Origin of the sequence: Streptomyces sp. NPDC090499, assembly GCF_044769305.1 — a bacterium.
Lineage (GTDB): Bacteria > Actinomycetota > Actinomycetes > Streptomycetales > Streptomycetaceae > Streptomyces.
In genome coordinates, this window is sequence record NZ_JBIVXP010000002.1 from 166277 (window position 1) to 190722 (window position 24446).

The following is a 24446-nucleotide window of genomic DNA, read 5'->3' on the forward strand; positions in this document are numbered from 1 at the left end:
GCACCTTCGGACCCCATTCGTCAGCCGACGGCCACACGCGTTCAGGATATGCCGGGGGACTGACAGCGCCCTCGCTCGGGTCACCAGTGCGGGTTCAGCAGCAGGTCCACGATCCGGTGGGCGGTGGCGGCGTCGCGGGCCGCGGTGAACGGCAGGGCGTTGTCGCCGGTGATCCGGAACGGCTCGCCGGCGACCGTGAGGTGGGCGCCGCCCGCCTCCTCGACCAGCAGCAGTCCTGCGGCGTGGTCCCAGGCGGCCTCCCAGGAGAACGCGGTGGCGTCCAACTCGCCCCGGGCGACGGCGAGATACTCCAGGCCCGCGGAGCCGCAGGCGCGCGGGGCGAAGCCGTCGGTCCACAGCGGGAGGAGCGCGCGCTTCTGCGCGTCGGTCGTGTAGTCCGGGTGGGAGGTGGCTATCCGCAGGTCCCGGCCCGCCTCGGGCGCGCCCGGGAGCAGCCGCGCGCCGTCGAGGAAGGCGCCCTTCCCCCGGACCGCGGTGGCGAGTTGCTCACGGGCCGGGGCGTAGGTCCAGGAGGCGAGCAGGACGCCCCGGTGGGCGAGCGCGACCAGGGTGCAGAAGCCGTCCTCGCCGCGTACGAACTGGCGGGTGCCGTCGACCGGGTCGACGATCCACACCGGCTTGTCGCCCTGGAGCGCGTAGTACGTCTCCGGGTCGGCGTGCACCGCCTCCTCGCCGACCACGACGGAGCCGGGCAGCAGGGCGGCGAGCGCCCCGGTGAGGTACCGCTCGGCCAGCCGGTCGGCGTCGGTCACCAGGTCGTGCGGGCCGCTCTTCTGGTCGACCTCGTGGTCGGCGAGCCGGCGCCAGCGGGGCAGGATCTCGGTCCGGGCGGCCTTGCGGATGGCGTCCTCGACGTCACCGCCGTGCTGGAGGAGAAACTCGTCGATGGTCTCCGTTGCTTCGATCATGCCTCCATGAGAGCACGCGCCACTGACAACAATCCCCACGCGTCGCATGTACGGAACATGGAATACGGACGAACAGGCGGTGCCGGCGGTCGGCGTGGCGTCGGCGGACCCACCAGGTCAGCGAGGCCGCGTCAGCGTCCGACCGCGTAGCCCTGCATCCCGCGCGGGTTGGCCGCCGCCGACAGCACCCCGGTCTCCGGGTCCCGGGCCACCGCGCACAGCCGTCCCTCCGACCAGCCCGGCCCGACCGTCACGTCGTGACCGCGCCGCCGCAGCTCCGCCACGACCCGCTCGTCCGTGCGGGACTCGACGGTCACGCTCCCGGGGCGCCGGCCGCGCGGGTAGAAGGAGCTGGGGAAGCTGTCGTTGTGCCAGTTCGGGGCGTCGATCGCGCCCTGGAGGTCGAGGCCGCCGCGGACCTCGCCGCGCAGGGCGACGGCGAGGAGGAAGTGCAGCTGCCACTGGTCCTGCTGGTCGCCGCCGGGCGTGCCGAAGGCCAGCACCGGGACGCCGTCGCGCAGGGCAAGGGACGGGGTGAGGGTGGTGCGGGGGCGCTTGCCGGGCGTGAGGGTGTTGGGCAGGCCCTCCTCCAGCCAGGCCATCTGGAGCCGGGTGCCGAGCGGGAAGCCCAGCTCGGGGACGACGGGGTTGGACTGGAGCCAGCCGCCGCTCGGCGTGGCCGCGACCATGTTGCCCCAGCGGTCGACGACGTCCAGGTGGCAGGTGTCGCCCCGGGTGGTGCCGTCGGCGGCGACCTGCGCGACCGTCGGCTCACCGGCGCCCAGCGGGTCGAAGGCGGTGCTCCTCGCGGCCTCCACGCGCGCGTACCCGGGCAGCCGGGGCTCGCGCCCGCCGGGGCTGCCCGGCCGCAGCTCGTCGGAGGCCTTGGCGCCGACCAGCTCCCGCCGCCCGGCGTTGTAGGCGTCCGAGAGCAGTTCGGCCAGCGGTACCTCGGCCGCGTCCCCGTACCAGGCCTCGCGGTCGGCCATGGCGAGCTTGCAGCCCTCGATCAGGAGGTGGACGTAGTCGGCGGAGCCGTGGGCGGGCAGTTCGGGGGGCAGCAGGGCGAGCTGCTGGAGCAGGGCCGGGCCCTGGCTCCAGGGGCCCGCCTTGCACACGGTCCAGCCGTTCCAGTCGTAGGAGACCGGGCTCTCGTAGGTCGCGGACCAGCCGGCCAGGTCGGCCGCGGTGAGGGTGCCGGTGTGCCGGGTGCCGCTGGTGTCCATGGTGGGGCGGGCCGCCTGCCGGACCAGTGCCTCGGCGATGAAGCCGGTGCGCCACACCTCGCGGGCCGCGTCGATGCGGGCCTCCCGGTCTCCGGCGCCCGCGGTCTCGGCGAGCAGCCGCTTCCAGGTGGCGGCGAGGGCGGGGTTGCGCAGCAGCTCGCCGGGGCGGGGTGCCCGGCCGCCGGGCAGGTAGAGCTCCGCCGACGACGTCCACTCGGTCTCGAACAGCCTGCGGACGCTCTCCACCGTGGCGCCGACGTTCTCCACGGCCGGGTGCCCGTGCTCGGCGTAGCCGATGGCGTACTTCAGGACCTCGTCCAGCGGCTTGCTGCCGTGGTCTCGCAGCAGGAGCAGCCAGGCGTCGAAGGCGCCGGGTACGGACGCGGCCAGCGGCCCGGTGCCGGGGACGAGGTCCAGGCCGAGGCCCCGGTAGTGGGCGACGTCCGCACCGGCCGGGGCCACGCCCTGTCCGCACAGCACCCGTACCTCGCCGCCGGCGGGGGCGAGCAGGATCGGCACCTCGCCGGCCGGCCCGTTGAGGTGCGGCTCGACCACGTGCAGGACGAAGGCGCCGGCGACGGCCGCGTCGTACGCGTTGCCGCCGTTCTCCAGGACCGCCATCGCCGACTGGGAGGCCAGCCAGTGCGTGGACGACACCATGCCGAAGGTGCCCTGGAGGGTGGGACGGGTGGTGAACTGCATCTGTCACCTCGCTGTGCGCACGGCCGGGCCAGGTGTCTGGCGGTTACATGCTTTCACGGCCGTGGCGAGGCGAACCCCCTCCGGGGCTCGCCTCTCCCCGTCAGTCCTTGTCCGAGTCGGGCTTGTTCGTCGCCGCCGCGTACGCCTGGGACGGGGTCATCGGGATCCCGTTGAGGCTGACCGTCTTGTACTGGCTGACCTTGGCGCAGGTCTTGGAGTCGTCGGCGGTGGAGGCGTTGGCGTTGGAGACGGCCGCCTTCGTGTCGCCGGAGCTGGCCGGGTAGGAGGTGCCGCTGCTCCAGTCGCTGCCGATCACCAGGACCACGCCGGTGCCGGAGCCCGACTTGAGGTGCGAGCTGGGGATGTCCAGGGCCTTGGCGACGGTCTGCGCCTCGGCCTTGTCGCCGCTGCCGTAGGTCAGGGTGGTCGTGCTCGCGGAGTCCGGGGCGTTGGCGGTGCTGGTGCCGGTGCTGAAGCCCTGGGAGATCAGGGAGTTCGCGATGGCGGAGGCGCGGCCCGTGATGTCGGTGCCGTTCTCGACGGTCACGGCGATCTGGGCGGCCGGGACGGTCGCGGTGGGCGTCGGCTTCGCGCTCGCGGTCGCCGAGGCGGCCGACGACTTCTTGCCCGAACTGGTGGTCAGCGACTGGTCGTTGGCCATGGTGGCGAACAGGTCCTTGGCGCCCGAACCGACCACCACGCGGTTGCTGTTGTTGGGGTCGGGCGCGGTCTGCATGGTGGTGAAGGTCATCCGCTTGGTGGGGACCTTGTTCACGTCGGCCGCGAGCGAGATCAGTTTCTTCACGCTGTCGAGGTCGTCGTCCACGGTGAGCGCCTTGGTGGCCGCGTCGGCAAGGCTGTAGACCGCGGTGGGGTCGGTGAGGGTGCCCGCGCTCTTGAACTTGCGGATCATCGCGCTGAGGAAGATGTGCTGGGAGACGGTACGGCCGAGGTCGCTGCCGTCGCCGAAGCCGTGCCGGGAGCGGACGAACTCCAGGGCGGCCTCGCCCTTGAGGGTGTGCGTGCCCTTGGACAGCTTCAGGTGCGAGTAGGTGTCGTACACGTTGTTGTTGACGCAGACGGAGACACCGCCGACCGCGTCGGACATCTTGACCACACCGGAGAAGTCCAGCTTGACGAAGTGGTCGATGGGGACGCCGGTGAGCTGGTGCACGGTGGCGACCTGGCAGGCGGCGCCGTACTGGAGGGCGCTGTTGACCTGGCCGTAGTAGCCGGAGGTGGACTGGCTGCTCGCACTGTCCTTGCAGGCCGGCACGTCGACCATGGTGTCACGCGGGATGCTCATCACCGTGGCGTTGGAGCGGTCGGCGGATATGTGGACCACCATCTCCACGTCCGCGTTGCCGTTGCCGGTCTGGACGCCGGTCGTCTTGCAGCCGCCGCCGAGCTTGCAGTCGGCCGAGCTGGTCCGGCCGTCCGAGCCGATCACCAGGATGTTGATCGGGGTGCGGCCGAACGCGTCGGCCTTCTCGGTGCCGCCCTTGCCGTCGAGGGAGACGCTGTTGATGTTGCCGTTGAGGTGCTGGTAGAACCACCAGCCCGCGCCGGCCGTGACCAGCACCAGGAGCGCCGTGCACAGTCCCACGATCTTCAGGACCCGCCTGCCGCGGCCCGCCGGCTTCGCCCGCCGGGAGCCCCCTCTGCCACCGCGGGTCTTCGCCGCCTGCCGGGCGGCGGCCCGGCCGCCGGTCGGCCGCGTCCCGTCCGGCAGGGCCCCACGCTGTCCGGGCACCCGGTCGGTGCGGCTGCGTGTGGCCTGGCCTCCCGGGCCGTCCCACGGGTCGGTCATCTTCCACTCCCATGAACGGTCGGGTCCGTCTGCGGGTACGGTCGGGCAGGTCGGGCGTCCGCGGCGGGTTACGGGCAGCCGCGAGGTGAGCCCATTTGGGTTGCGTGATTGCGCAATCTAACAAACCCACAGCCCCGACAGCACAAGCCCCACCCGAATTCACAGGTGAGGCATCTCATGAAACCTCCAGGACACACCCGCCGTCCGCCCCCGCGCACCGGCCCGGCTCCGCCCGGTCAGACACCGGCCTCGTACAACCGCCGCACCGGCACCGGCGCCTGGTGCGAGCGTGCGGTCAGCTGTCCGACGGTCACCCGCACCACGGTCACGATGTCCGGATCGTCCACGTAGTAGACCTGCCGCCGGCCCTCCCGGCGGGACCGCACCAGACCGGCCAGCCGGAGTTTGGCCAGGTGCTGGCTGACCGCCGGCAGGGCGCCGCCGACCCGGTCGGCGAGGCGCGTCACGTCGCTCTCGCCCTGGGACAGCGCCCACATGATGTGCAGCCGGGCCGGCGAGGCGAGCAGCCCGAACACCGCGGCCGCCTCCGTCAGCACCCCGTCGGAGGGGTCGGTGAAGCCGTCGCTGTTCTCCCCCACGGCCCGCTCCCTCCCATCACAGCCTCGGCACAGATGCCCACTCAGTGTAGGCGCACGGTCACCGCACCCCGCAGGGCCTCCCCGCAATGTCCGCCACGTGTTCTTCGCATTGTCATGGGCGCGTGACAGATCATCGACGGCTCGGCGTCGGGCGTATACCGGCGGCCACTCCCGTTCCTAAGCTTGCGCAACAACGCAACTCTGCGGAGCGGCACCCCCGCCGAGCGGCGGCGTCCGTGAAGCAGCACCCGTACTGGAGGACAACGAACGTGGGCATCATCGGCTGGATCGTCCTGGGTCTCCTCGCCGGAGCCATCGCCAAGATCCTGCTGCCCGGCCGCGACCCGGGTGGCCTGATCGGCACCACCCTCATCGGCATCGCGGGCGCCTTCGTGGGCGGCTGGCTCTCCTCCCGCTTCCTCGACCGCCCGGTGCAGAATCACTTCTTCGACCTCTACACGTGGGGCGCCGCGATCGCCGGCTCCCTGGTCCTCCTCATCGGCTACCGGCTGCTGTTCGGCAACTCGCGCGACTGAGTACCGGACGGGCCCGACGGTGACTCCGGTCACCCTCGGGGACCGGATCCAGTCACGACATTCCGGATGTACAGGGACCGTGGACGCACGACATTCCGGATGTAGGGGGACGGCCCGCGGCCGCTGTCAACAGCGCGCCGGGGACGCCCCACAGGCAAGGCACGGATTCCACTTCCGCCCCACAGGGACTCGTGTGAAACTGGCGTCCCGTCCGCAGTGCGGGCCACTCCGCACACCGTCCCCCAGCGAGAAGTGCGACTTGCGTTCTCTTCCACTGCCGCTCGCCCTCACCGCGCGCCTGACGCCGGTCGCCGTGCTCGCCTGTGCGGGCTGGGTGATGGCGTCGGGCCCGGACAAGACGACGTCCACCGGCAGCTCGGCCGACGCCTCGACCCAGCAGACGGCCGGTCAGTCGGCGGGCGACTCCCCCTCGACGTCCTCCGCCTCCACGACGGCCACCAAGGCGTACTCCGCCGCGCCCGCCCCCTGCGGCAGCATCACGGTGGCCACCATCAAGTCCCTGGTGCCCGGTGCGAAGACGGCCGGCAAGGAGATCCCCTCCACCGACACCAAGCTGCGCCGCACCTGCTCGTGGAACGCGCTCAAGGGGTACGACTACCGCTGGCTCGACGTCTCCTTCGAGATCATGGACACGAACACGGCGGCGGCCAAGGAGTACAAGGACCGCGTCGCGGAGAAGAGCGGCGGCGGAGCCGTGCCGGGCCTCGGCGACAGCGGCTACTCGGTGGTGAACCTCACCACCGAGGACAAGCAGCAGACCCGCGAGGGCGTGGTGATGGCCCAGGTCTCCAACGCGCTGGTGGTCGTCACCTACAACGGCAGCGACTTCGAGAACAAGAAGGCGCCCAGCACGGACGTGATCAACAAGGGCGCCATCCAGGCGGCGAAGGCCGCGGTGACCGCACTGAAGGGCAGCCAGTAGCCGGACCGGCTGCCCTCCGTGCTCACGGCCGGAGTGCCTTCGCGGGCGGCACCAGCAGGGTCAGCCCCAGGTACAGCACCAGGGACGTGCCGAGGCCGACCGCCCAGCCGTAGTCGGCGAGCGAGGACAGGGCCGGGATGGGACGGCCGTCGATCAGCGGTTTGAAGCTGGCGCCGCCGATCGCGAGGATGCCGCCCACCAGGAAGGCGACGACCGCCCGCCAGTTCCAGCCGCCGTCGTACCAGTAGCGGCCGCCCGTGCGGTACAGGTCGGTCAGGTCGAGGCGGGTGCGGCGCAGGATCCAGTAGTCGGCGATGAGGATGCCGGCGACCGTGCCGAGCAGACCGCCGACCAGGCCGAGCCAGGTGAAGATGTAGCCCTGCGGGTCGGAGTACAGCTTCCACGGGAAGATCAGCACCGCGAGGACCGAGGTGATGAGCGCGCCGGTGCGGAAACTGATCTTCCGGGGCGCGATGTTGGAGAAGTCGAAGGCGGGCGAGACCAGGTTGGCCGCGATGTTCACGGAGAGCGTCGCGACGAGGACGGTCACCAGGGCGTAGAGCAGGCCGACCACGTTGTCCGTCTTCGCGGCCAGCTGGACCGGGTCCCAGATCGGCTGCCCGTAGACGGCCTGCGAACCGGAGGTCACCAGCACCGACAGGAAGGCGAAGAGGGTCATGGTGGTGGGCAGGCCGAGGGCCTGGCCCCAGGTCTGCGCCTTCTGGCTCTTGCCGTACCGGGTGAAGTCGGGGATGTTCAGCGACAGCGTCGACCAGAAGCCGATCATGCCCATCAGGGACGGCCAGAAGATCTTCCAGAAGCCGCCGCCCCAGCCGAGCTTGGAGGGCTGGTCGAAGAGCGGGCCGAGGCCGCCGGCCTTGTTGCTCATCCAGATCAGCATCACGACGGCGCCGACGATCACGAAGGGCGCGGCCCAGTTCTCGAAGCGGCGGATGGTATCCATGCCCCGGTAGATGATCGCGACCTGGAGCACCCAGAAGAGCGCGAACGACAGCCACATGGTCCAGGCGTAGCCGCCGATGTGTGAGGCGTTCGCCCAGCTGTCGCCGATCAGCTTGCCGGCCAGGAAGTAGATGGCCTCGCCGCCGATCCAGGTCTGGATGCCGAACCAGCCGCAGGCCACCAACGCCCGTACGACGGCGGGCAGGTTGGCGCCGCGCACCCCGAAGGAGGCGCGGGCGAAGACCGGGAAGGGGATGCCGTACTTGGGTCCGGCGTGCCCGGTGAGCAGCATCGGCACGAGGACGATCAGGTTGGCCAGGGCGATGGTGAACACGGCCTGTTTCCAGTCCATGCCGACCGCGATGAGCCCGGAGGCCAGGGTCCAGGAGGCCGTGTTGTGGGCCATGCCGACCCAGAGCGCGGAGAAGTTGTAGGTGGTCCAGGTGCGCTTGGCGACGGGGACCGGCAGCAGGTCCTCGTTGGCGTACGGACCGCTCGGCGGCGGCGAGCCCGGGGAGAGCTCGACGCGCCCGTCGGTGACGGTGACTTGACCGGACGGCGGTATGGCCGTGGGAGCGGTGTCGGTCATGGGCAGGCCAATCAGGAGAGGCGGGACGGGAAAGGCCGTGCGGGCGGGGCGGGGGGTACGCGTGTGGGGTGCGCCCTGACCCCCTTCCCGGGACGGCGGGAAGGGGGAGACCAACTGCCAGGAGCGGGCTAGCCGTTGACGCCCGGGATGACCTTCGTCCCGTACGCGTCGATGGTGGCCTCCTGGGCGTCGTGCATGTCGTAGACGGCGAACTGGTCGACACCCAGCTCGCGCAGGGCGTTCAGCTTCTCGATGTGCTTCTCGGCCGGGCCGATGACGCAGAAGCGGTCGACGATCTCGTCGGGCACGAACTCGGTGTCGGGGTTGCCGCTGCGTCCGTGGTGCGAGTAGTCGTAGCCCTGGCGGGCCTTGATGTAGTCGGTGAGTTCGTCGGGTACGGCGGCGGAGTGCTCGCCGTACTTGGCGACCAGGTCGGCGACGTGGTTGCCGACCATGCCGCCGAACCAGCGGCACTGGTCGCGGGCGTGGGCGAGGGCCTCGGGCGAGTCGTCCTCGGTGACGTAGGCGGGGGCGGCGACGCAGATCCTGACCTCGGAGGGGTCGCGTCCGGCGGCGACGGCCGCGTCCTTCACCGCCTTGACCATGTACTCGGTGAGGTAGAGGTCGGAGAGCTGGAGGATGAACCCGTCGGCCTCCTCACCGGTCATCTTCAGGGCCTTCGGGCCGTACGCGGCCATCCAGACGGGGAGTTCGGCGCCCGGCTTGACCCACGGGAACCTGATGACCGTGCCGCCGAGGTCGGCCTCGCCGCCGCTGCCCAGCGCACGGATGACCTTCATGGCCTCGCTGATCCGGGCCAGGGTGTTGGGCTTGCGGCCGGCCACCCGCATCGCGGAGTCGCCGCGGCCGATGCCGCAGACCGTGCGGTTGCCGAACATGTCGTTGAGGGTGGCGAAGGTGGAGGCGGTGACCTCCCAGGTGCGGGTGCCAGGGTTGGTGACCATCGGCCCGACCGTCAGCTTGCTGGTGTTGGCGAGGATCTGGCTGTAGATCACGAACGGTTCCTGCCAGAGCACGGCGGAGTCGAAGGTCCAGCCGTAGCGGAAGCCGTTGCGTTCGGCCCGTTTCATCAGGCTGACGACCCGGGAGGCCGGCGGGTCGGTCTGCAGGACGAGTCCGAAGTCCATGGGGCGCGTCTCCTAGTTGAGGTACTGACAGGTGGAGCGCGGGGTGTAGACGCCGTGCCCGGCGTGGCCGGTGTACTCCCGCTCGGTGATGACGGGTACGCCGCGCGACAGGACCGTCTCGACCCGGCCGGTGAGCCGCTTGCCCTCGTACGCCGAGTAGTCGACGTTCATGTGGTGGGTCCCGGCGGAGACGACCTGCTCCGCATGGGGGTCGTAGATGACGACGTCGGCGTCGGCACCCGGGGTGATGGTGCCCTTCTTCGGGTACATGCCGAACATCCTGGCCGGGGTGGCGCAGGCGATCTCGATCCAGCGGCGGCGCGTGATGTGCCCGTCGACGACGGCCTGGTGGAGCAGGTCCATCCGGTTCTCGACGCCGGGCAGGCCGTTGGGGATCTTCGAGAAGTCGCCGCGGCCGAGTTCCTTCTGGCCGACGAAGCAGAAGGGGCAGTGGTCGGTGGAGACGACCTGGAGGTCGTTGGTGCGCAGACCCTGCCAGAGCTTGGCCTGGTGCTCCTTGGGGCGAAGGGGCGTGCTGCACACGTACTTCGCACCCTCGAAGTCGGGTTCGGCGAGGTTGTCGGTGGACAGGAAGAGGTACTGCGGGCAGGTCTCGCCGAAGACGGGAAGTCCTTCGTCGCGGGCGCGGGCCAGTTCGGCGACCGCCTCCGCCGCGGAGACGTGCACGACGTAGAGCGGGGCGCCGGCGACCTGGGCGAGCCTGATGGCGCGGTGGGTGGCCTCGGCTTCGAGGAGGGCCTTGCGGACCTCGCCGTGGTAGCGGGGGTCGGTCTCGCCGCGGGCCAGCGCCTGTTCCACGAGGACGTCGATGGCGATGCCGTTCTCGGCGTGCATCATGATCAGGCCGCCGTTCTCGGCGGAGCGCTGCATGGCGCGCAGGATCTGGCCGTCGTCGGAGTAGAAGACGCCGGGGTAGGCCATGAACTGCTTGAAGGAGGTCACACCCTCCTCGACCAGCAGGTCCATCTCCTTGAGCGTCTCCTGGTTCACGTCGGAGACGATCATGTGGAAGCCGTAGTCGACGGCGCAGTTGCCCTCGGCCTTGGCGTGCCAGGCGTCGAGGCCCTCGCGCAGGCTGTGGCCGACGCTCTGCACCGCGAAGTCGACGATGGTGGTCGTACCGCCCCAGGCGGCGGCCCGGGTGCCGGTCTCGAAGGTGTCGGAGGCGAAGGTGCCGCCGAACGGCAGCTCCATGTGGGTGTGGGCGTCGACGCCGCCCGGGATGACGTACTTGCCGGTGGCGTCGATGGTCCGCTCGGCGGTGAAGGCCTCGGCGGCGGGGGTGCCGGTCGCCGCGAGGGCGGCGATGCGGCCGTCCTCGATCAGGACGTCGGCGTGGATCTCGTCGGACGCGGTGATGACGAGTCCGCCACGGATTACTGTCCGGCCGGTCATGGGGTCCTCTCCTTCGTGGTCAGGTACGGGTCCGACGTGGTCAGGTACGGGTCCGACGTGGTCAGGTACGGGTCCGACGTGGTCAGGTACGGGTCCGACGTGGTCAGGCGCCGGTCCGACGTGGTCAGGCGCCGGTCCGACGTGGCTGGTCGCGCCCACGCGGCGGCAGCCGCATGTTCAGCACCGCCCCGCGCCCCTTGCGGGGCGCTTTTCCGCGGGGCGCTGTCAAGGCGCCGTCAGGGGGCCGTAGGCGTCGGGGCGGCGGTCCCGGAAGAACTGCCAGCGGTCGCGGACCTCGCGGAGCTTGGCCAGGTCCAGGTCGCGGACGACGAGTTCGGTCTCCTTGTCGGAGGCCACCTCGCCGACGAACTGGGCCTCCGGGTCCACGAAATAGGAGCTGCCGTAGAAGTCGTTGTCGCCCAGGTCCTCCACGCCGACCCGGTTGATCGCGCCGACGAAGTACTCGTTGGCCGCGGCCGCCGCCGGCTGCTCCAGCTGCCAGAGGTAGCGGGAGAGACCGCGCGAGGTGGCCGACGGGTTGAAGACGATCTCGGCGCCGCCGAGGCCCAGCGCCCGCCAGCCCTCCGGGAAGTGGCGGTCGTAGCAGATGTAGACGCCGATCTTCCCGACGGCCGTCTCGAAGACGGGCCAGCCGGCGTTGCCCGGCCGGAAGTAGAACTTCTCCCAGAAGCCCGGGACCTGGGGGATGTGGTGCTTGCGGTACTTGCCGAGGTACGAGCCGTCGGCGTCGATCACGGCGGCGGTGTTGTAGAGGACGCCGGGCTGCTCCTCCTCGTACACCGGCAGGATCAGGACCAGGCCCAGTTCGCGGGCGAGCGCCTGGAAGCGCTGGACGACCGGGCCGTCCGGGACCTGCTCGGCGTACTCGTAGAAGGCCTTGTCCTGGACCTGGCAGAAGTAGGGTCCGTAGAACAGCTCCTGGAAGCACAGGACCTGCGCGCCCTGTGCGGCCGCGTCGCGGGCCGCCTGTTCGTGGACCTGGATCATCGACTCCTTGTCGCCGGTCCAGGCGGTCTGGAAGAGGGCGGCACGAATCACTCGGCTCATCGGGACCTCCGGTCGCTCGGTGTGCGAGAAGGCTAGAAAGCCCGGAAGTCCTCTTTGAGTTGCATCGTGTCACGTCTGCGGGCGCCCGGCGTGGCACCGTGTCACGCTGCCGTCGGCTCATGTTTCACCGCCGTTTTCCCAGGTCGTCGCATGTTTCACTGCTGTTGCGCGTCGTGTGCGAGGAGTGCGATGTGCACGGAGGCCGCCTGCTCGAAGTCGTCGAGGTCGACGCCGAGCCGGGTCTGTATCGCCTCCAGGCGGCGGTACAGCGCGGGGCGGGAGACGTGGTGGAGCTGGGCGGTGCGGGACTTGTTGCGGCCGGTGGCGAGGTAGGTGCGCAGGACGCCGAGCAGGTCCTGGTCGGTGCCGTTCCCGCACAGCAGGCCGTCCAGCTCGCGTTCGGCGAAGGACTGGACGTGCGGGTCGTCGCGCAGCAGCCGGATCAGGCCGCGCAGGTGGACGTCCTTGAGGCGGACGACGGCCGGGAGGTCGAGGGCGGCGGTGGTGTCGGCGACCGCGTCGGCGACGTGCTGGGCCTCGCGCAGGCCGACCGGCACGTCGTCCCAGACGGTACGGGCGCCCGCGGCGGCCACCACCGCCCGGGGTCCCGCCGACTCGCCGTGCAGCCGGGCGGCGAAGTGCGCGGCGAGGGCGTCGGCGTCCTGGTCGCGGGCGAGGCTGAGGAGGACCGCGGTGGTCCGCTCGGTGAGTTCGGCGACGAGTCCGGGCAGGCCCAGCAACCGCAGGACGCGCTCCAGTTGGGCCGGTTCCGCGTCCCGTACGACGAGGGGGACGAAGGTCCGCCGGTTGACCGGGAGACCGGCGGCCCGCGCCCTGGGCAGCAGTTGGCGGGCCGGCACGACCCCGGAGACCAGGTCGGTCAGCAGGCTCTGCGCGGACTGCTCCTCCCAGGTGTGGGCGGAGCCGCCGCCGAGCATGCGGTGCAGGACGAGGGCCTCGGCGCCCCGCTCGGCCAGCAGCCGGCCGGTGGCGGTGTCGCCGCGGTAGCCGCAGAGCATGATCTGGCCCCAGCGTTCGCCCCGGCCGCCCAGTTCGGCGCGGATCCAGCCGTCGGCCGCGCCGCCGCCGGCCTGCCGGGCGATGCGCTCCCAGTCCCGCAGCACGTCGTCCACGGCCGACCGCTCCCCCGCGGTGGCGAGGACCCGGTGCGCGAGGTTGGTGACGACGACCGGGCAGGCGCTGTGCACGGCGACCTCGTCGAGGAGCCGCTGGAGGGGGGCGGCGGCCGTGATGAGGCCGGTGAGGGCGGTGCGGACCGACTCGGAGAGGCTGACGGCGGCGAACTTCCGCCGGACCAGGCGGGACTGGACCTCCTCGGTCAGCTCGGCGAAGGGGAAGGGGCGGTGCAGGACCACCAGGGGGAGGCCGCAGCGGTCCGCTGCGCGGCGCATGGCGTCGGGCGGGGCCGGGAAGGCGCGGCCGAGGCCGAGGACGACGGCCGCCGCCTCGGCCCGGTGCAGGGACTGGATGTACTCGGCCTGCTTGTGCGCGTCGCCGGCGAGCAGGACGCCGGTGGTGAGGACCATCTCGCCGCCGGTGAGCATGACGCCGACGTCGGGGGCCTCGGCGACGTGCACCCAGCGGACGGGGCGGTCGAGGTGGGCGGAGCCGGCCACCACCTCGGGGTCGCCGGCCAGGACCCGTTCCAGGGCGAGGATCTGGCGGACCGACAGTATGGGGTCTGTGGTGTGCGGGGGATCCCAAGTGGCGGTCATCTTGCGTGGTCCCTTGGTCGGGTTCGGTGTGTCTGTCGACTGCGGCGCCGTCGTGGCTGGTCGCGCAGTTCCCCGCGCCCGTGAAGGGGCGCTGCGCGACCGGCCCCCACCGGCCCGCAGCTCTCCACACGGCGAGTCGTGGCGCTTCCGGCAGAACGCCTAGTAGGCGCTCCTCAGCGCCTGTTCGAGGATGGTCGCGCCCTCCTCCGCCTCGGCCACCGTCAGGGACAGCGGCGGGGCGATGCGCAACGCGCTCGTGTTGTGGCCGCCGCCCTTGCCGATGAGGAGGCCGCCCTCGCGAGCCGCCTCCAGGACGGCCGACGCGGACTTCGGGTCGGCCTCGTCCGTGCCGGGCTTGACGAGTTCGACGCCGATCATCAGGCCGCGGCCCCGGACCTCACGTACGCCGGGCAGCTGGGCGGCGACCGCGCGAAGGCGTTCGATGAGCAGGCCGCCGACCCGGCGGGCGTTGCCCTGGAGGTCGTGGTCCAGGAGGTACGACAGGTTGGCGAGGCCGGCCGCCATGGTGATCTGGGTGCCGCCGAACGTCGAGATGCTGTTGGAGTCCAGGCAGTTCATGATCTCGGAGCGGGCCACCACACCGCCGATGGAGCTGCCGTTGCCGATGCCCTTGGCGAAGGTGAGGATGTCCGGCGGGCCGCTCTGCCCGTGTGCCTGCCAGCCCCAGAAGTGCTCGCCGGTGCGGCCCCAGCCGGTCTGCACCTCGTCGGCGATCCAGAGGATGCCCTGCTCCTGGAGGACCTTGCGGAAGGCCGCGTACAGCCCGTCGGGCGGGGAGGTGAAGCCGCCGACGCCCTGGATGGGCTCGGCGATCAGCGCGGCAGGCGGGCGGGTGTGGCCGAGGAGGTCGCGCAGGTCGTCGACGCAGGCCGCGATGAAGTCACGGTCGTTCAGCTCGGCGTACGGGCCGCGGGTGCGGACGCCGCCGTGGACGTACAGCGTCTGCAGCGGTGAGAGGGAGGTCGGGGACCAGCCCTTGTTGCCGGTGATGCCGACCGCACTGAAGGAGCGGCCGTGGTAGCTGTTGCGCATCGCCAGGATCGTGTTCGTGCGGCGGTACGTCGTCGCGAGCAGCAGGGCAGTGTCGTTGGCCTCGGTGCCGGAGGTGGTGAAGAAGACCCGGGCGTCCGGGATGCCGCTCAACTGGGCGATGCGCTCGGCGAGTTCGACCATCGGGCGGTTGAGGTAGAGCGTGGAGGAGTGGAGGATCCGGCCGGCCTGCTCGCTCACCGCCTTCGTCACCTCGGGCAGCGCGTGCGCGGTCATCGTGGTCAGGATGCCGCCGAAGAAGTCGAGGTAGCGGTTGCCGTCCGCGTCCCAGACGTGCCGGCCCTCGCCGTGGGTGATCTCCAGGGGCTCGTCGTAGTAGAGCGCGAGCCAGTCGGGCAGGACCTGGCGGTGGCGGGCGAAGAGGTCGTTCACGGCTGTACCAGCCCTTCGTAGGCGTCGGGACGGCGGTCGCGGTAGAAGGCCCACTGCTGCCGTACCTCGTCGATCAGGTCGAAGTCGAGGTCGCGGACGACGAGTTCCTCGCCCTTGTCGCTCGCGACCTCCCCCACGAACTGCCCACGTGGATCGACGAAATAGCTCGTCCCGTAGAAGTCGTTGTCCCCGTACTCCTCCTGGCCCACTCGGTTGATGGCGGCGACGAAGTACTCGTTGGCGACGGCGGCGGCCGGCTGCTCCAGCTGCCAGAGGTAGGCCGACAGGCCGCGCGAGGTGGCCGACGGGTTGTAGACCAGCTGGGCGCCGCCCAGGCCGAGTTGCCGCCAGCCCTCGGGGAAGTGGCGGTCGTAGCAGATGTACACGCCGACCTTGCCGACGGCGGTGTCGAAGACCGGCCAGCCGGCGTTCCCGGGCTTGAAGTAGTACTTCTCCCAGAAGCCCTTGACCTGCGGGATGTGGTGCTTGCGGTACTTGCCGAGGACGGTGCCGTCGGCGTCGATCACGGCGGCGGTGTTGTAGTAGAAGCCGGACTGCTCGACCTCGAAGACCGGGACGACGATCACCATGCCGGTCTCGCGCGCGAGTTCCTGCATACGGCGCGTGGTGGGGCCGTCCGGGACCGGCTCGGCCCAGCGGTAGTGCTCGGGCTCCTGGACCTGGCAGAAGTAGGGGGCGTTGAAGACTTCCTGAAATCCGATGATCTTCGCGCCTCGGCGGGCCGCCTCGCGGGCGTGTTCCTCGTGTTTCGCCACCATGGACTCGGTGTCGCCGGTCCAGGTGGCCTGGACCAGAGCGGCGCGTACGACGTTGGCCATGAGCTGCTCCTTCTACGCCCGTAGAGGGTCGAAAGTAGGCCTCCTCGGAGTCCTTGCCAAGACCATCGTCGTTAAGCCGCCGAGTCGATCGCGTTTCTAACCTGGCTGGCGGATGCGGGGGCCGTCCCGCAGGCGCCGTTGCGGGACGGCGCCGCTCCCGACCGCGGGTGCGTCGTGGCTGGCCGCGCTGTTCCTCCCCCGGCGTCCCTGACGGGGTGCGCCCGGGTCGCGTCTGTCAGGAGGCGAGGCCTGCCACCCGCAGCGCGTGGAGCAGGTCCCAGTGGCGCTGGTCCGAGATCTGCTGGGCCGAGCGGAGCAGCAGGGGCACCAGGCGCTGGGGATCGGGTTCCGCGCTGTGGGCCGCCTCCTCCGGGGGACGGACCTGGACGTATGTGTCCAGGAGGGCGCGGGCCTCGCGGTGGCGGCCCTCCGTGTCCAGGGCGAGGACGGCCTCGCCGATCTCCGGGGCGGGGCGGGCGACGCCCTGGCGCAGGATCTGCCGGCCGTCGTCGGTCCGGCCCGCGGCGGTCAGGGCGTCGGCGGCCGCGACGAGCCGGGCGGGCGGCAGCGAGGCCGCCTCCCACAGCAGCGTGGCCCAGTCGGCGCCGAGCCCGGCCCGCTGGAGGGCGTCCGCGAGCAGCGGGAACCGGGGCGCGGACCAGTGCGCGACCTCGGCGAGGAGCGCGTGCGCCTCTCCGGTGCGGCCCTCCGCCCGGAGCCGTTCGAGCCGCTCCACGGCCGCGGCCACGGCCCGTGCCGACTCCTCGTCGGACTCCGCCGGCGCCGGTTCCGGCCGCGCCGGCGCCTCGACGGCCCCGGCGAAGCGGGCGCCGCGCGGGGTGCGGCGGCCGGTGCCGGCCTCGGAGCCGGACGCCTCCGGCGCCTGCGGTACGACGGTGGGCGCGGCCTCGTCCTCGGCCAGGCCGGCGAACCGGGCGCTGCCCCGCCGGCGCTTGCGCTGCTTGGCCGGAGCCGGGGCGGGGGCCGGGGCCGGGGCCGGGGCGGGGGCGGGGGCGGGGGCCGGAGCCGGGGCGGGGGCCGGGGCCGGGTCGGGAACCACGGTGAGGGTGCCGCCCCGCGGGCGCCCGGCGGGCTCGGCCCGGTGTTCCAGCCTTCCCATCCGGGCCCGGAGCTCGGCGCACCGGGCGGAGGCGCGTTCGTGGTCGTCGCGGGCCCAGGCGAGGTCGATGTGCAGGGCCTCGGCCTGCTCGCGGGAGTGCGCGGAGTCGAGGGCGCGGCCGAGCCGGTCCAGCCGTTCCGCGGCGTAGCGCTGTTCGCGGAGGGTGACGTCGAGGCGGTCGCTCAGGTCCTCGCGGGCGCCCGGCCGGGTGTCGTACGCGGCGAGCGCGTCCGCGTGCAGCAGGCGGGCCTGCTCGGCCTCACGCGCGGCGGCCTCGGTGCCGTGGACGCTCACCAGGTCCTGGAGCAGCGCCTCCACGACGTCCCAGGGCGGTACCTCGCGGCCGGCGAGGCAGGCCTGCATACCGTCGGGGTCGCGCTGCCAGAAGACGGCGCACCAGCCGCCGCCCTGGTCCAGGCGCACCAGCAGGCCGTTCAGGTAGTTCGCGAACTCCCGCACTCGGCCAGGGAGTTGATGCACAGTCATCGCTCGACTCCCGCCAGACCGGAACACTCCGGCTCCGTAGGCAACACCAGTTGTGTTACGGGGTTGCTACGGGGAGTTTTCAGCGGGCGCGCGGAGCCGTCATTGCCCGATCTTGACCGATGCGCGTCACATTCCGACGCGCATCACTCCGACACACGTCACACCTCGACGCACGTCACACGACGACCGGGATGCAGCGCTCGGCCAGGTCGTCCATCGAGAGGCCGAGCGCGCGGGCCAGCGCGGCCACGGTGAAGAAGGCGGGGGTCGGCGCCCGCCCGGTCTCGATCTTGCGGAGGGTCTCGGCCGAGATGCCCGCCGCGGCCGCCACCTCCGTCATGCTCCGCCCGCCGCGCGCCTCGCGCAGCAACCGCCCGAACCGCTCGCCGCGTTCGCGCTCTTCCGGGGTGAGAGGGGTGCGCACCATGCCGTCATTCTAAGCCGTGATTCTCATCCGGTCGAGAAAGCCGGTATATTAATTGGCATGGTGGAACTGAAGACAGACACATCGATCGACGCCATGTACGCGTCGGGCCAGGTCGTGGGGCGGGCCCTGACGGCCGTGCGCGAGGCCGCCGGCATCGGCGTCTCCCTGCTCGAACTGGACGAGGTGGCGCGGGAGGTACTGCGCGAGGCCGGGGCCTCCTCCCCCTTCCTCGGCTACCGGCCCTCGTTCGCGCCCACCCCCTTCCCCGCCGTCATCTGCGCGTCCGTGAACGACGCGATCGTGCACGGCATCCCGACCGGCTACCGGCTGCGCGACGGAGACCTGGTCTCCATCGACTGCGGCGCCGTGCTGGAGGGCTGGGCGGGCGACTCGGCGATCAGTTTCACGGTCGGCAGGCCCCGTCCGGCGGACGTACGGCTCGTCGAGACGGCCGAGCGGGCGCTCGCGGCGGGCATCGCGGCGGCGGTCGTCGGCAACCGCATCGGCGACATCGCACACGCGGTCGGCCGGGTGTGCCGGGACGCCGGCTACGGCATCCCGCAGGACTTCGGCGGACACGGCATCGGCCGCCGTATGCACGAGGACCCCGGGGTCCCGAACGAGGGCCGCCCCGGCCGCGGCCTCCCGCTCCGGCACGGCATGGTCCTCGCGATCGAGCCCATGCTGATCGGCAGCGGCCGGGACGGCTACCACGCGGCCGAGGACGGCTGGACGCTGCGGACGAACGACGGCTCCCGGGCGGCGCACGCGGAGCACACGGTGGCGATCACGGAGGCGGGGCCGCGCATTCTCACCGCCAGGAACCCGGAGGACTGACGGAGGCCCGGCACGGCGCGACGAGCGGGGAGGACACGGCCCGGCCCGTCGCCCGAACGGCTGGACGTGCCCCCCTCCGGCGGGCGTGCGAAGGTGGTGTGACCGGGCCCCTGCAGGGGCACCCGCGTGGACCGGCACGTCGACCAGCGAGCGCGTCCCACCAGGCGCCGGGACGCCGGAACGGAACGAACGCTCATGACCAGCGGTTACCCCGGACCGGACAACTTCGGACAGGACCCTTTCGGAGAGTTCCTCGCACGCTTCTTCGGCGGCGGCGGAGCCCGCCAGGGCCCCCGGCAGATCGACATCGGCAGGCTGCTGAGCCAGCCGGCCAGGGAGCTGGTCAAGGGCGCCGCCCAGTACGCCGCCGAGCACGGCAGCCGGGACCTCGACACCGAGCATCTGCTGCGCGCGGCGCTCACCGCGGAGCCCACCCGGTCCCTGCTGAGCAGGTCCGGCGCCGACCCCGACTCGCTGGCGACGGAGATCGACGGCCGCGCGGGACCGGTCCAGCACCCGCCCGGCGAGGCTCCCCCGCCCACCTCGCTCTCCCTCACCCCGGCCGTCAAACGGGCCCTCCTGGACGCGCACGACCTGGCCCGGGCCGGCGGCGCCGGGTACATCGGCCCCGAGCACGTGCTGGGCGCGCTGGCCGCCAACCCGGACTCGGCCGCCGGACACATCCTGAACGCCGCCCGGTTCGCCGCCGCCGGTCTGCCGCCGGACGCCGCGGAGACCGACCGCTCGCTCGCCGGCCCGGACACCCGGCGCCGTACGAGCGGCACGCCGAACCTCGACAAGTACGGCCGTGACCTGACCGAGCTGGCCGGGGAGGGCCGGATCGACCCGGTGATCGGCCGCGACGACGAGATCGAGCAGACCATCGAGGTGCTCTCCCGGCGCGGCAAGAACAACCCCGTGCTGATCGGCGACGCCGGTGTCGGCAAGACGGCGATCGTGGAGGGCCTGGCCCAGCGGATCGCCGACGCAGACGTGCCGGACGGGCTCGCCGGACGGCGGGTGATCGCCCTCGACCTGTCCGGCGTGGTCGCCGGCACCCGGTTCCGCGGCGACTTCGAGGAGCGGCTCAACAACATCGTGGGCGAGATCCGCTCGCACTCCGACCAGCTGATCGTCTTCATCGACGAGCTGCACACCGTGGTCGGCGCCGGGGGCGGCGGCGAGGGCGGCGCGATGGACGCGGCCAACATCCTCAAGCCCGCGCTGGCCCGGGGCGAATTGCATGTCGTGGGCGCGACCACCCTGGAGGAGTTCCGCAAGATCGAGAAGGACGCGGCTCTGGCCCGCCGCTTCCAGCCGATCCTGGTGCCCGAGCCGACGGTCCCGGACACCATCGAGATCCTGCGCGGTCTGCGGGACCGCTACGAGGCCCACCACCAGGTCCGCTACACCGACGAGGCCCTGGTCGCCGCCGTCGAGCTCTCCGACCGCTACCTCACCGACCGCAGACTGCCGGACAAGGCGATCGACCTGATCGACCAGGCAGGCGCCCGGGTCCGCCTCGGCGCCCGTACCAAGGGCACCGACGTACGCGCCATGGAACGTGAGATCGAACAGCTCACCCGGGACAAGGACCAGGCGGTCGCCGACGAGCAGTACGAACGCGCCACCCAGGTACGGGACCGCATCGGCGAGCTGAAGACCCGCATCACCGAACTCTCCGGCGAGGACGAGGCGGACGAGGGGCTGAACCTGGAGGTGACGGCGGAGGCGATCGCCGAGGTGGTCTCCCGGCTGACCGGCATCCCGGTCAGCAGTCTCACCCAGGAGGAGAAGGAACGGCTGCTCGGCCTGGAGGCCCATCTGCACCAGCGGGTCATCGGCCAGGACGAGGCGGTCGCCGTCGTCTCCGAGGCGGTCATGCGCTCCCGCGCCGGACTCGCCAGCCCGCAACGCCCGATCGGCAGTTTCCTCTTCCTCGGCCCGACCGGCGTCGGCAAGACCGAACTGGCCCGCGCGCTCGCCGAGGTGCTGTTCGGCAGCGAGGAGCGGATGGTCCGGCTGGACATGAGCGAGTACCAGGAGCGCCACACCGTCTCCCGTCTGGTGGGCGCCCCGCCCGGCTACGTCGGCCACGAGGAGGCGGGCCAGCTCACCGAGGTCGTCCGCCGCCACCCCTACTCGCTGCTCCTCCTCGACGAGGTGGAGAAGGCGCACCCCGACGTCTTCAACATCCTGCTCCAGGTCCTGGACGACGGCCGCCTGACCGACTCCCAGGGCCGCACCGTGGACTTCACCAACACGGTCATCGTGATGACGAGCAACCTGGGCTCGGACGTGATCACGCGGCGCGGCGCCGGCATCGGCTTCGGCCCCGGCGGCCAGGAGGCGACGGAGGAGGCCCGCCGCGAGCAGGTCCTGCGCCCGCTCCGGGACCACTTCCGCCCGGAGTTCCTCAACCGCATCGACGAGATCGTCGTCTTCCGCCAGCTCACGAGCGACCAGCTGCGCCAGATCACCGAACTCCTCCTGGAACACACCCGCCGCATGCTGCACGCCCAGGGCGTCACGGCGCACTTCACGGACGCGGCCGTCAACTGGCTGGCCGAGCACGGCTACCAGCCGGAGTACGGTGCCCGCCCACTGCGCCGCACCATCCAACGGGAGGTGGACAACCAGCTGTCCAGGCTGCTGCTGGACGGCACGATCGCAGAGGGCAGCGAAGTGACCGTGGACACAGCGGACGGCCGCTTGGAGTTCCGCCCGCAAAACGCGCCCCTCTAGGGGCGCTGGGGGCACCCCGGCCGAAGGCTGGGGGAGGAACTGCGCGACCAGCCCCCACGCACCCGCACCCGGCTGCTACGGCGCAGGATCCACCACCTGAGCCGACCCTCCACCCCGCCGCACCGTCTCCGCCGCCGCCAGCCACTTCCCGCCCGGCAACCGCTGCACCCCGGTAGCCGCCCCGATCTCCGGGTTCAAGCTGAACACGTGCCCGATGGCCTCCAACTTCCCCTTCAACACAGGGTCGTTGTACAGCGTCGGCTCCAACTCGGTCTTCGCCGCGTTCCGCTGCGACGCCCGAGGCGCGGCGATCGCGTCCACCAACGGCAGATGCCGGTCGAGGAACTCGGTCAGCACCTGCAGCACCGTCGTGATGATGGTCGCCCCACCGGGCGACCCCACCGCGACCACGGGACGGTTCGCCTTGTCCAGGACGATGGTCGGCGAGATCGAGGACCGCGGCCGCTTCCCGGGCCCCGGCAGGTTCGGGTCGTGCACCGCGGGGTTCGCCGGCGTGAACGAGAAGTCGGTCAGCTCGTTGTTGAGCAGGAACCCCCGTCCGGGCACGGTGATCGCGCTGCCACCGGTCTGTTCGATGGTGAGCGTGTAGGAGACGACGTTGCCCCACTTGTCGGCGACCGTGAGGTGCGTGGTGTTCTCGCCCTCGTACGTGGTCGGCGCCGCCGTACCGGTCGAGCCGGGGTTGTTCGGGTCGCCCGGTGCGACCGGGCTGGTGAGCACCGCGTCGTCGCTGATCAGCTTCGCCCGCTCGTCGGCGTACCGCTGCGACAGCAGCCCCTTGGTCGGCACGTCCTCGAACGCGGGGTCGCCGACCCAGCGCCCCCGGTCGGCGAAGGAGATCCGGCTCGCCTCGATGAAGTGGTGCAGGTACTGGACCTCGCTCGCCTTGGAGAGGTCGGTGTTCTCCAGGATGTTGAGGGCCTCCCCGACCGTCGTGCCGCCCGAGGAGGACGGCGCGATGGAGTACACCTTCAGCCCGCGGTACCCCGTCTCGGTCGGCGCCTGCACCTTCGCCCGGTAGGCGGCGAGATCCTTCGCGGACAGCTTGCCCGCCCGTGCCTTCCACCCCGAAGCGGGGTCCACCGGCGGGTTGTCGACCGTCGACACGATGTCCTTGCCGAGGTCGCCCTGGTAGATGTCGGCGATCCCCTTCTTCCCCAACTCCTTGTAGGTCTTGGCGAGTTCGGGGTTCTTGAAGGTGGAGCCCACCACCGGCAGCTTCCCGCCCGGCAGGAACAGCCTGGCCGTGTCGGGGAAGTACCGGAACCGGGTCTCGTTCGCGGCGGTCTGCGACTGGAAGGTGTCGTCGACGACGAACCCGTTGCGGGCGATCCGTTCGGCCGGTTTCAGCACCGTACCGAGCCGCTCCGTCCCCCACTGGCTGAGCGCCGTCTGCCAGGTCGCGGGGGTCCCCGGGGTGCCGACGCTCAGTCCGCTGCTGACGGCGTCGGCGAAGGCGAGCGGCTGGCCGTTCTCCACGAACAGGTTGGAGTCGGCGGTCAGCGGCGCGGTCTCGCGGCCGTCGATCGTGTGCACCGTACGGGACTTGGCGTCGTAGTAGACGAAGTAGCCGCCGCCTCCGATGCCGGAGGAGTAGGGCTCGGTGACGCCGAGCGCGGCGGCGGTGGCGACGGCCGCGTCGACCGCGTTGCCGCCCTTGCGGAGCACCTCGATACCGGCGGCGGTGGCGTCCGCGTCGACGCTGGAGACCGCACCGCCGTAGCCCACGGCCACCGGGGTTTTCGCGGTGCCGGCGACGCCGGGGGCGGGCGGCGCCGCCGCTCCCACCGACACCACGGCGGCCGAGACCGCCAGGACCGTCAGTTTCCGCGCGACAGGGCGACGCATCCGCACCTCCAGTTCCGGAACGTCCGCGCAGCGTATCGACGGGGCCGCGGCCCCGACAGCCACATTCAGGGCACTGTCATATGACCGCCACACTTCGAACACGGGTACGTTCCGGCCACCTGTGACCGCTAGCATGCGCGCCCATGAATGACGACCTGCGCAACATTATCCTCGGCGTCGTGGCGGCCGGCATCAGCGCGGCGCTCGGCTGGCTGGCCCGAACCTCGCTGTGGCGCCGGAGCCTGCGCCGCAAGCAGGCCTTTTTCGGACTGCCGGAGAACTCGGAGTCCCTGCTGGTCGTCAACCGCGATCCGGCCACCTCCGAACCGGCGGTCCACCGTTTCGACGTGTTCGCACTCCTGGAGCTGGCCGCCCTCATCAAGGACTGCGGCGCGAACCTCCAGATGGTGACCCAGGACAACGTCCAGCAGGGCTTCGGCGAGCGGACCGAGTTCTGCGTCGGCGGCCCCGGGTCGAACCGCCGCATGCTCGCCCACATGTCCGCGATGCTGCCCGGCGTCCGCGTCAACATCGACCCGGAGCCCGGCCCGGACCGCGGCGCCTTCCAGATCGGCGCCGAGCGCTACCGCCTCGACCCGGGCATCACGGAGTACGTGCTGCTGGCCCGCCTCACCGCCGGCCAGCGCCCCGACGCCCGCCCGGTGTTCCTCTTCTGCGGGCAGCGCGCGATCACCAACCAGGCGGCCACCCGTTACCTCGCCCGCAACCACCAGCGGCTCGCCCGCAAGCACGGCAACAACTCCTTCGTCCTGCTCCTCAAGGTCGTCAACTCGCAGGCGTACGGCCCCGACGTGGTCGAACTCGTCGAGGACGTCTCCCGCGCCGCACAGGCACCGCTGCCGCCCGACGCGGCCGAGACGCCCCGCGCCTCGCACCGCGCCTCCTGACCGCCCGCACGGTTCAACAATCTTTACTCGTACGTAACTTACCGACGGGTTACTTGCAGTAAGGGGTCACGGTTACCGTCGGGTCACTTTGCTCTGACACAGACGGG

At 71.6% G+C, this 24446-nt stretch carries 19 protein-coding genes; 5 read left to right on the forward strand and 14 right to left on the reverse strand.

Annotated features, from left to right (window positions below):
- Positions 1–80: 80 nt before the first annotated feature.
- From ACIQVL_RS09130 to ACIQVL_RS09145, 4 genes are all read right to left on the reverse strand, one after another.
- Positions 81–929 (reverse strand): inositol monophosphatase family protein, encoded by an 849-nt coding sequence (locus tag ACIQVL_RS09130; RefSeq protein WP_403444781.1) that lies wholly within the window; start codon positions 927–929, stop codon positions 81–83.
- A gap of 131 nt (positions 930–1060) precedes the next feature.
- Positions 1061–2857, reverse strand: coding sequence for a gamma-glutamyltransferase family protein (locus ACIQVL_RS09135; RefSeq protein WP_403474890.1), 1797 nt, complete (start codon positions 2855–2857; stop codon positions 1061–1063).
- Positions 2858–2957: 100 nt separating this feature from the next.
- On the reverse strand, positions 2958–4667 hold the full coding sequence (locus ACIQVL_RS09140; protein ID WP_403474891.1) for an LCP family protein: 1710 nt from the start codon (positions 4665–4667) through the stop codon (positions 2958–2960).
- A gap of 236 nt (positions 4668–4903) precedes the next feature.
- On the reverse strand, positions 4904–5266 hold the full coding sequence (locus ACIQVL_RS09145; RefSeq protein WP_403444788.1) for an ArsR/SmtB family transcription factor: 363 nt from the start codon (positions 5264–5266) through the stop codon (positions 4904–4906).
- Positions 5267–5535: 269 nt separating this feature from the next.
- On the opposite strand from ACIQVL_RS09145, the gene ACIQVL_RS09150 reads away from it, so the two are divergent.
- Together ACIQVL_RS09150 and ACIQVL_RS09155 are read left to right on the forward strand one after the other, a co-directional pair.
- Positions 5536–5802, forward strand: a complete 267-nt coding sequence (locus ACIQVL_RS09150) for a GlsB/YeaQ/YmgE family stress response membrane protein (RefSeq protein WP_403444790.1) — start codon at positions 5536–5538, stop codon at positions 5800–5802.
- Positions 5803–6061: 259 nt separating this feature from the next.
- Positions 6062–6745, forward strand: coding sequence for a hypothetical protein (locus tag ACIQVL_RS09155; protein WP_403474892.1), 684 nt, complete (start codon positions 6062–6064; stop codon positions 6743–6745).
- Between the two features lie 22 nt (positions 6746–6767).
- Here the strand turns inward: ACIQVL_RS09155 and ACIQVL_RS09160 are convergent, their stop codons facing one another.
- The 9 genes from ACIQVL_RS09160 to ACIQVL_RS09200 form a co-directional block, all read right to left on the reverse strand.
- Positions 6768–8297 carry an NCS1 family nucleobase:cation symporter-1 gene (locus tag ACIQVL_RS09160; protein WP_403444795.1) on the reverse strand — a complete coding sequence of 510 codons (1530 nt, stop codon included), beginning with the start codon at positions 8295–8297 and terminating at the stop codon, positions 6768–6770.
- Between the two features lie 128 nt (positions 8298–8425).
- A complete protein-coding gene (locus ACIQVL_RS09165) occupies positions 8426–9445 on the reverse strand; it encodes a TIGR03842 family LLM class F420-dependent oxidoreductase (protein WP_403474893.1) in 1020 nt (339 codons plus the stop codon).
- Between the two features lie 12 nt (positions 9446–9457).
- Positions 9458–10861, reverse strand: a complete 1404-nt coding sequence (gene hydA, locus ACIQVL_RS09170; RefSeq protein WP_403444800.1) for a dihydropyrimidinase — start codon at positions 10859–10861, stop codon at positions 9458–9460.
- Between the two features lie 225 nt (positions 10862–11086).
- A complete protein-coding gene (locus ACIQVL_RS09175; protein WP_403444803.1) occupies positions 11087–11929 on the reverse strand; it encodes a nitrilase-related carbon-nitrogen hydrolase in 843 nt (280 codons plus the stop codon).
- Between the two features lie 155 nt (positions 11930–12084).
- Entirely contained in the window at positions 12085–13665 is a 1581-nt protein-coding gene (locus tag ACIQVL_RS09180; RefSeq protein ID WP_403444806.1) for a PucR family transcriptional regulator, read from the reverse strand.
- 159 nt (positions 13666–13824) lie between these two features.
- Positions 13825–15108, reverse strand: a complete 1284-nt coding sequence (locus tag ACIQVL_RS09185; RefSeq protein WP_403444809.1) for an aspartate aminotransferase family protein — start codon at positions 15106–15108, stop codon at positions 13825–13827.
- Positions 15105–15947, reverse strand: a complete 843-nt coding sequence (locus tag ACIQVL_RS09190; RefSeq protein WP_403444812.1) for a nitrilase-related carbon-nitrogen hydrolase — start codon at positions 15945–15947, stop codon at positions 15105–15107. Before ACIQVL_RS09190 ends, ACIQVL_RS09185 begins: the two co-directional genes overlap by 4 nt.
- Positions 15948–16182: 235 nt before the next feature.
- Positions 16183–17553, reverse strand: coding sequence for a hypothetical protein (locus ACIQVL_RS09195; protein WP_403474894.1), 1371 nt, complete (start codon positions 17551–17553; stop codon positions 16183–16185).
- A gap of 175 nt (positions 17554–17728) precedes the next feature.
- The gene (locus ACIQVL_RS09200) at positions 17729–17980 is read right to left on the reverse strand and encodes a helix-turn-helix domain-containing protein (RefSeq protein ID WP_403474895.1); all 252 of its coding nucleotides are present in this window, start codon (positions 17978–17980) and stop codon (positions 17729–17731) included.
- A 57-nt stretch (positions 17981–18037) separates the two neighbouring features.
- Here ACIQVL_RS09200 and map point away from each other — a divergent pair, with 57 nt between their 5' ends.
- On the forward strand, positions 18038–18817 hold the full coding sequence (gene map, locus ACIQVL_RS09205) for a type I methionyl aminopeptidase (protein WP_403474896.1): 780 nt from the start codon (positions 18038–18040) through the stop codon (positions 18815–18817).
- Between the two features lie 195 nt (positions 18818–19012).
- On the forward strand, positions 19013–21562 hold the full coding sequence (locus ACIQVL_RS09210) for an ATP-dependent Clp protease ATP-binding subunit (protein WP_403444822.1): 2550 nt from the start codon (positions 19013–19015) through the stop codon (positions 21560–21562).
- Between the two features lie 75 nt (positions 21563–21637).
- Here ACIQVL_RS09210 and ggt read toward each other — a convergent pair whose 3' ends face one another.
- Entirely contained in the window at positions 21638–23431 is a 1794-nt protein-coding gene (ggt, locus tag ACIQVL_RS09215; protein ID WP_403474897.1) for a gamma-glutamyltransferase, read from the reverse strand.
- Positions 23432–23574: 143 nt separating this feature from the next.
- Between ggt and ACIQVL_RS09220 the strand changes: the two genes are divergently transcribed.
- A complete protein-coding gene (locus ACIQVL_RS09220) occupies positions 23575–24339 on the forward strand; it encodes a hypothetical protein (protein WP_403444827.1) in 765 nt (254 codons plus the stop codon).
- Positions 24340–24446: the final 107 nt, after the last annotated feature.

Excerpts from the sequence above, each read along its gene's own strand:
- ACIQVL_RS09130 (WP_403444781.1), bottom strand. The coding sequence starts at position 929 with ATGATCGAAGCAACGGAGACCATCGACGAGTTTCTCCTCCAGCACGGC.
- ACIQVL_RS09135 (WP_403474890.1), bottom strand. The coding sequence starts at position 2,857 with ATGCAGTTCACCACCCGTCCCACCCTCCAGGGCACCTTCGGCATGGTG.
- ACIQVL_RS09140 (WP_403474891.1), bottom strand. The coding sequence starts at position 4,667 with ATGACCGACCCGTGGGACGGCCCGGGAGGCCAGGCCACACGCAGCCGC.
- ACIQVL_RS09160 (WP_403444795.1), bottom strand. The coding sequence starts at position 8,297 with ATGACCGACACCGCTCCCACGGCCATACCGCCGTCCGGTCAAGTCACC.
- ACIQVL_RS09165 (WP_403474893.1), bottom strand. The coding sequence starts at position 9,445 with ATGGACTTCGGACTCGTCCTGCAGACCGACCCGCCGGCCTCCCGGGTC.
- hydA (WP_403444800.1), bottom strand. The coding sequence starts at position 10,861 with ATGACCGGCCGGACAGTAATCCGTGGCGGACTCGTCATCACCGCGTCC.
- ACIQVL_RS09175 (WP_403444803.1), bottom strand. The coding sequence starts at position 11,929 with ATGAGCCGAGTGATTCGTGCCGCCCTCTTCCAGACCGCCTGGACCGGC.
- ACIQVL_RS09180 (WP_403444806.1), bottom strand. The coding sequence starts at position 13,665 with ATGACCGCCACTTGGGATCCCCCGCACACCACAGACCCCATACTGTCG.
- ACIQVL_RS09190 (WP_403444812.1), bottom strand. The coding sequence starts at position 15,947 with ATGGCCAACGTCGTACGCGCCGCTCTGGTCCAGGCCACCTGGACCGGC.
- ACIQVL_RS09195 (WP_403474894.1), bottom strand. The coding sequence starts at position 17,553 with ATGACTGTGCATCAACTCCCTGGCCGAGTGCGGGAGTTCGCGAACTAC.
- ACIQVL_RS09200 (WP_403474895.1), bottom strand. The coding sequence starts at position 17,980 with ATGGTGCGCACCCCTCTCACCCCGGAAGAGCGCGAACGCGGCGAGCGG.
- map (WP_403474896.1), top strand. The coding sequence starts at position 18,038 with ATGGTGGAACTGAAGACAGACACATCGATCGACGCCATGTACGCGTCG.
- ACIQVL_RS09210 (WP_403444822.1), top strand. The coding sequence starts at position 19,013 with ATGACCAGCGGTTACCCCGGACCGGACAACTTCGGACAGGACCCTTTC.
- ggt (WP_403474897.1), bottom strand. The coding sequence starts at position 23,431 with ATGCGTCGCCCTGTCGCGCGGAAACTGACGGTCCTGGCGGTCTCGGCC.
- ACIQVL_RS09220 (WP_403444827.1), top strand. The coding sequence starts at position 23,575 with ATGAATGACGACCTGCGCAACATTATCCTCGGCGTCGTGGCGGCCGGC.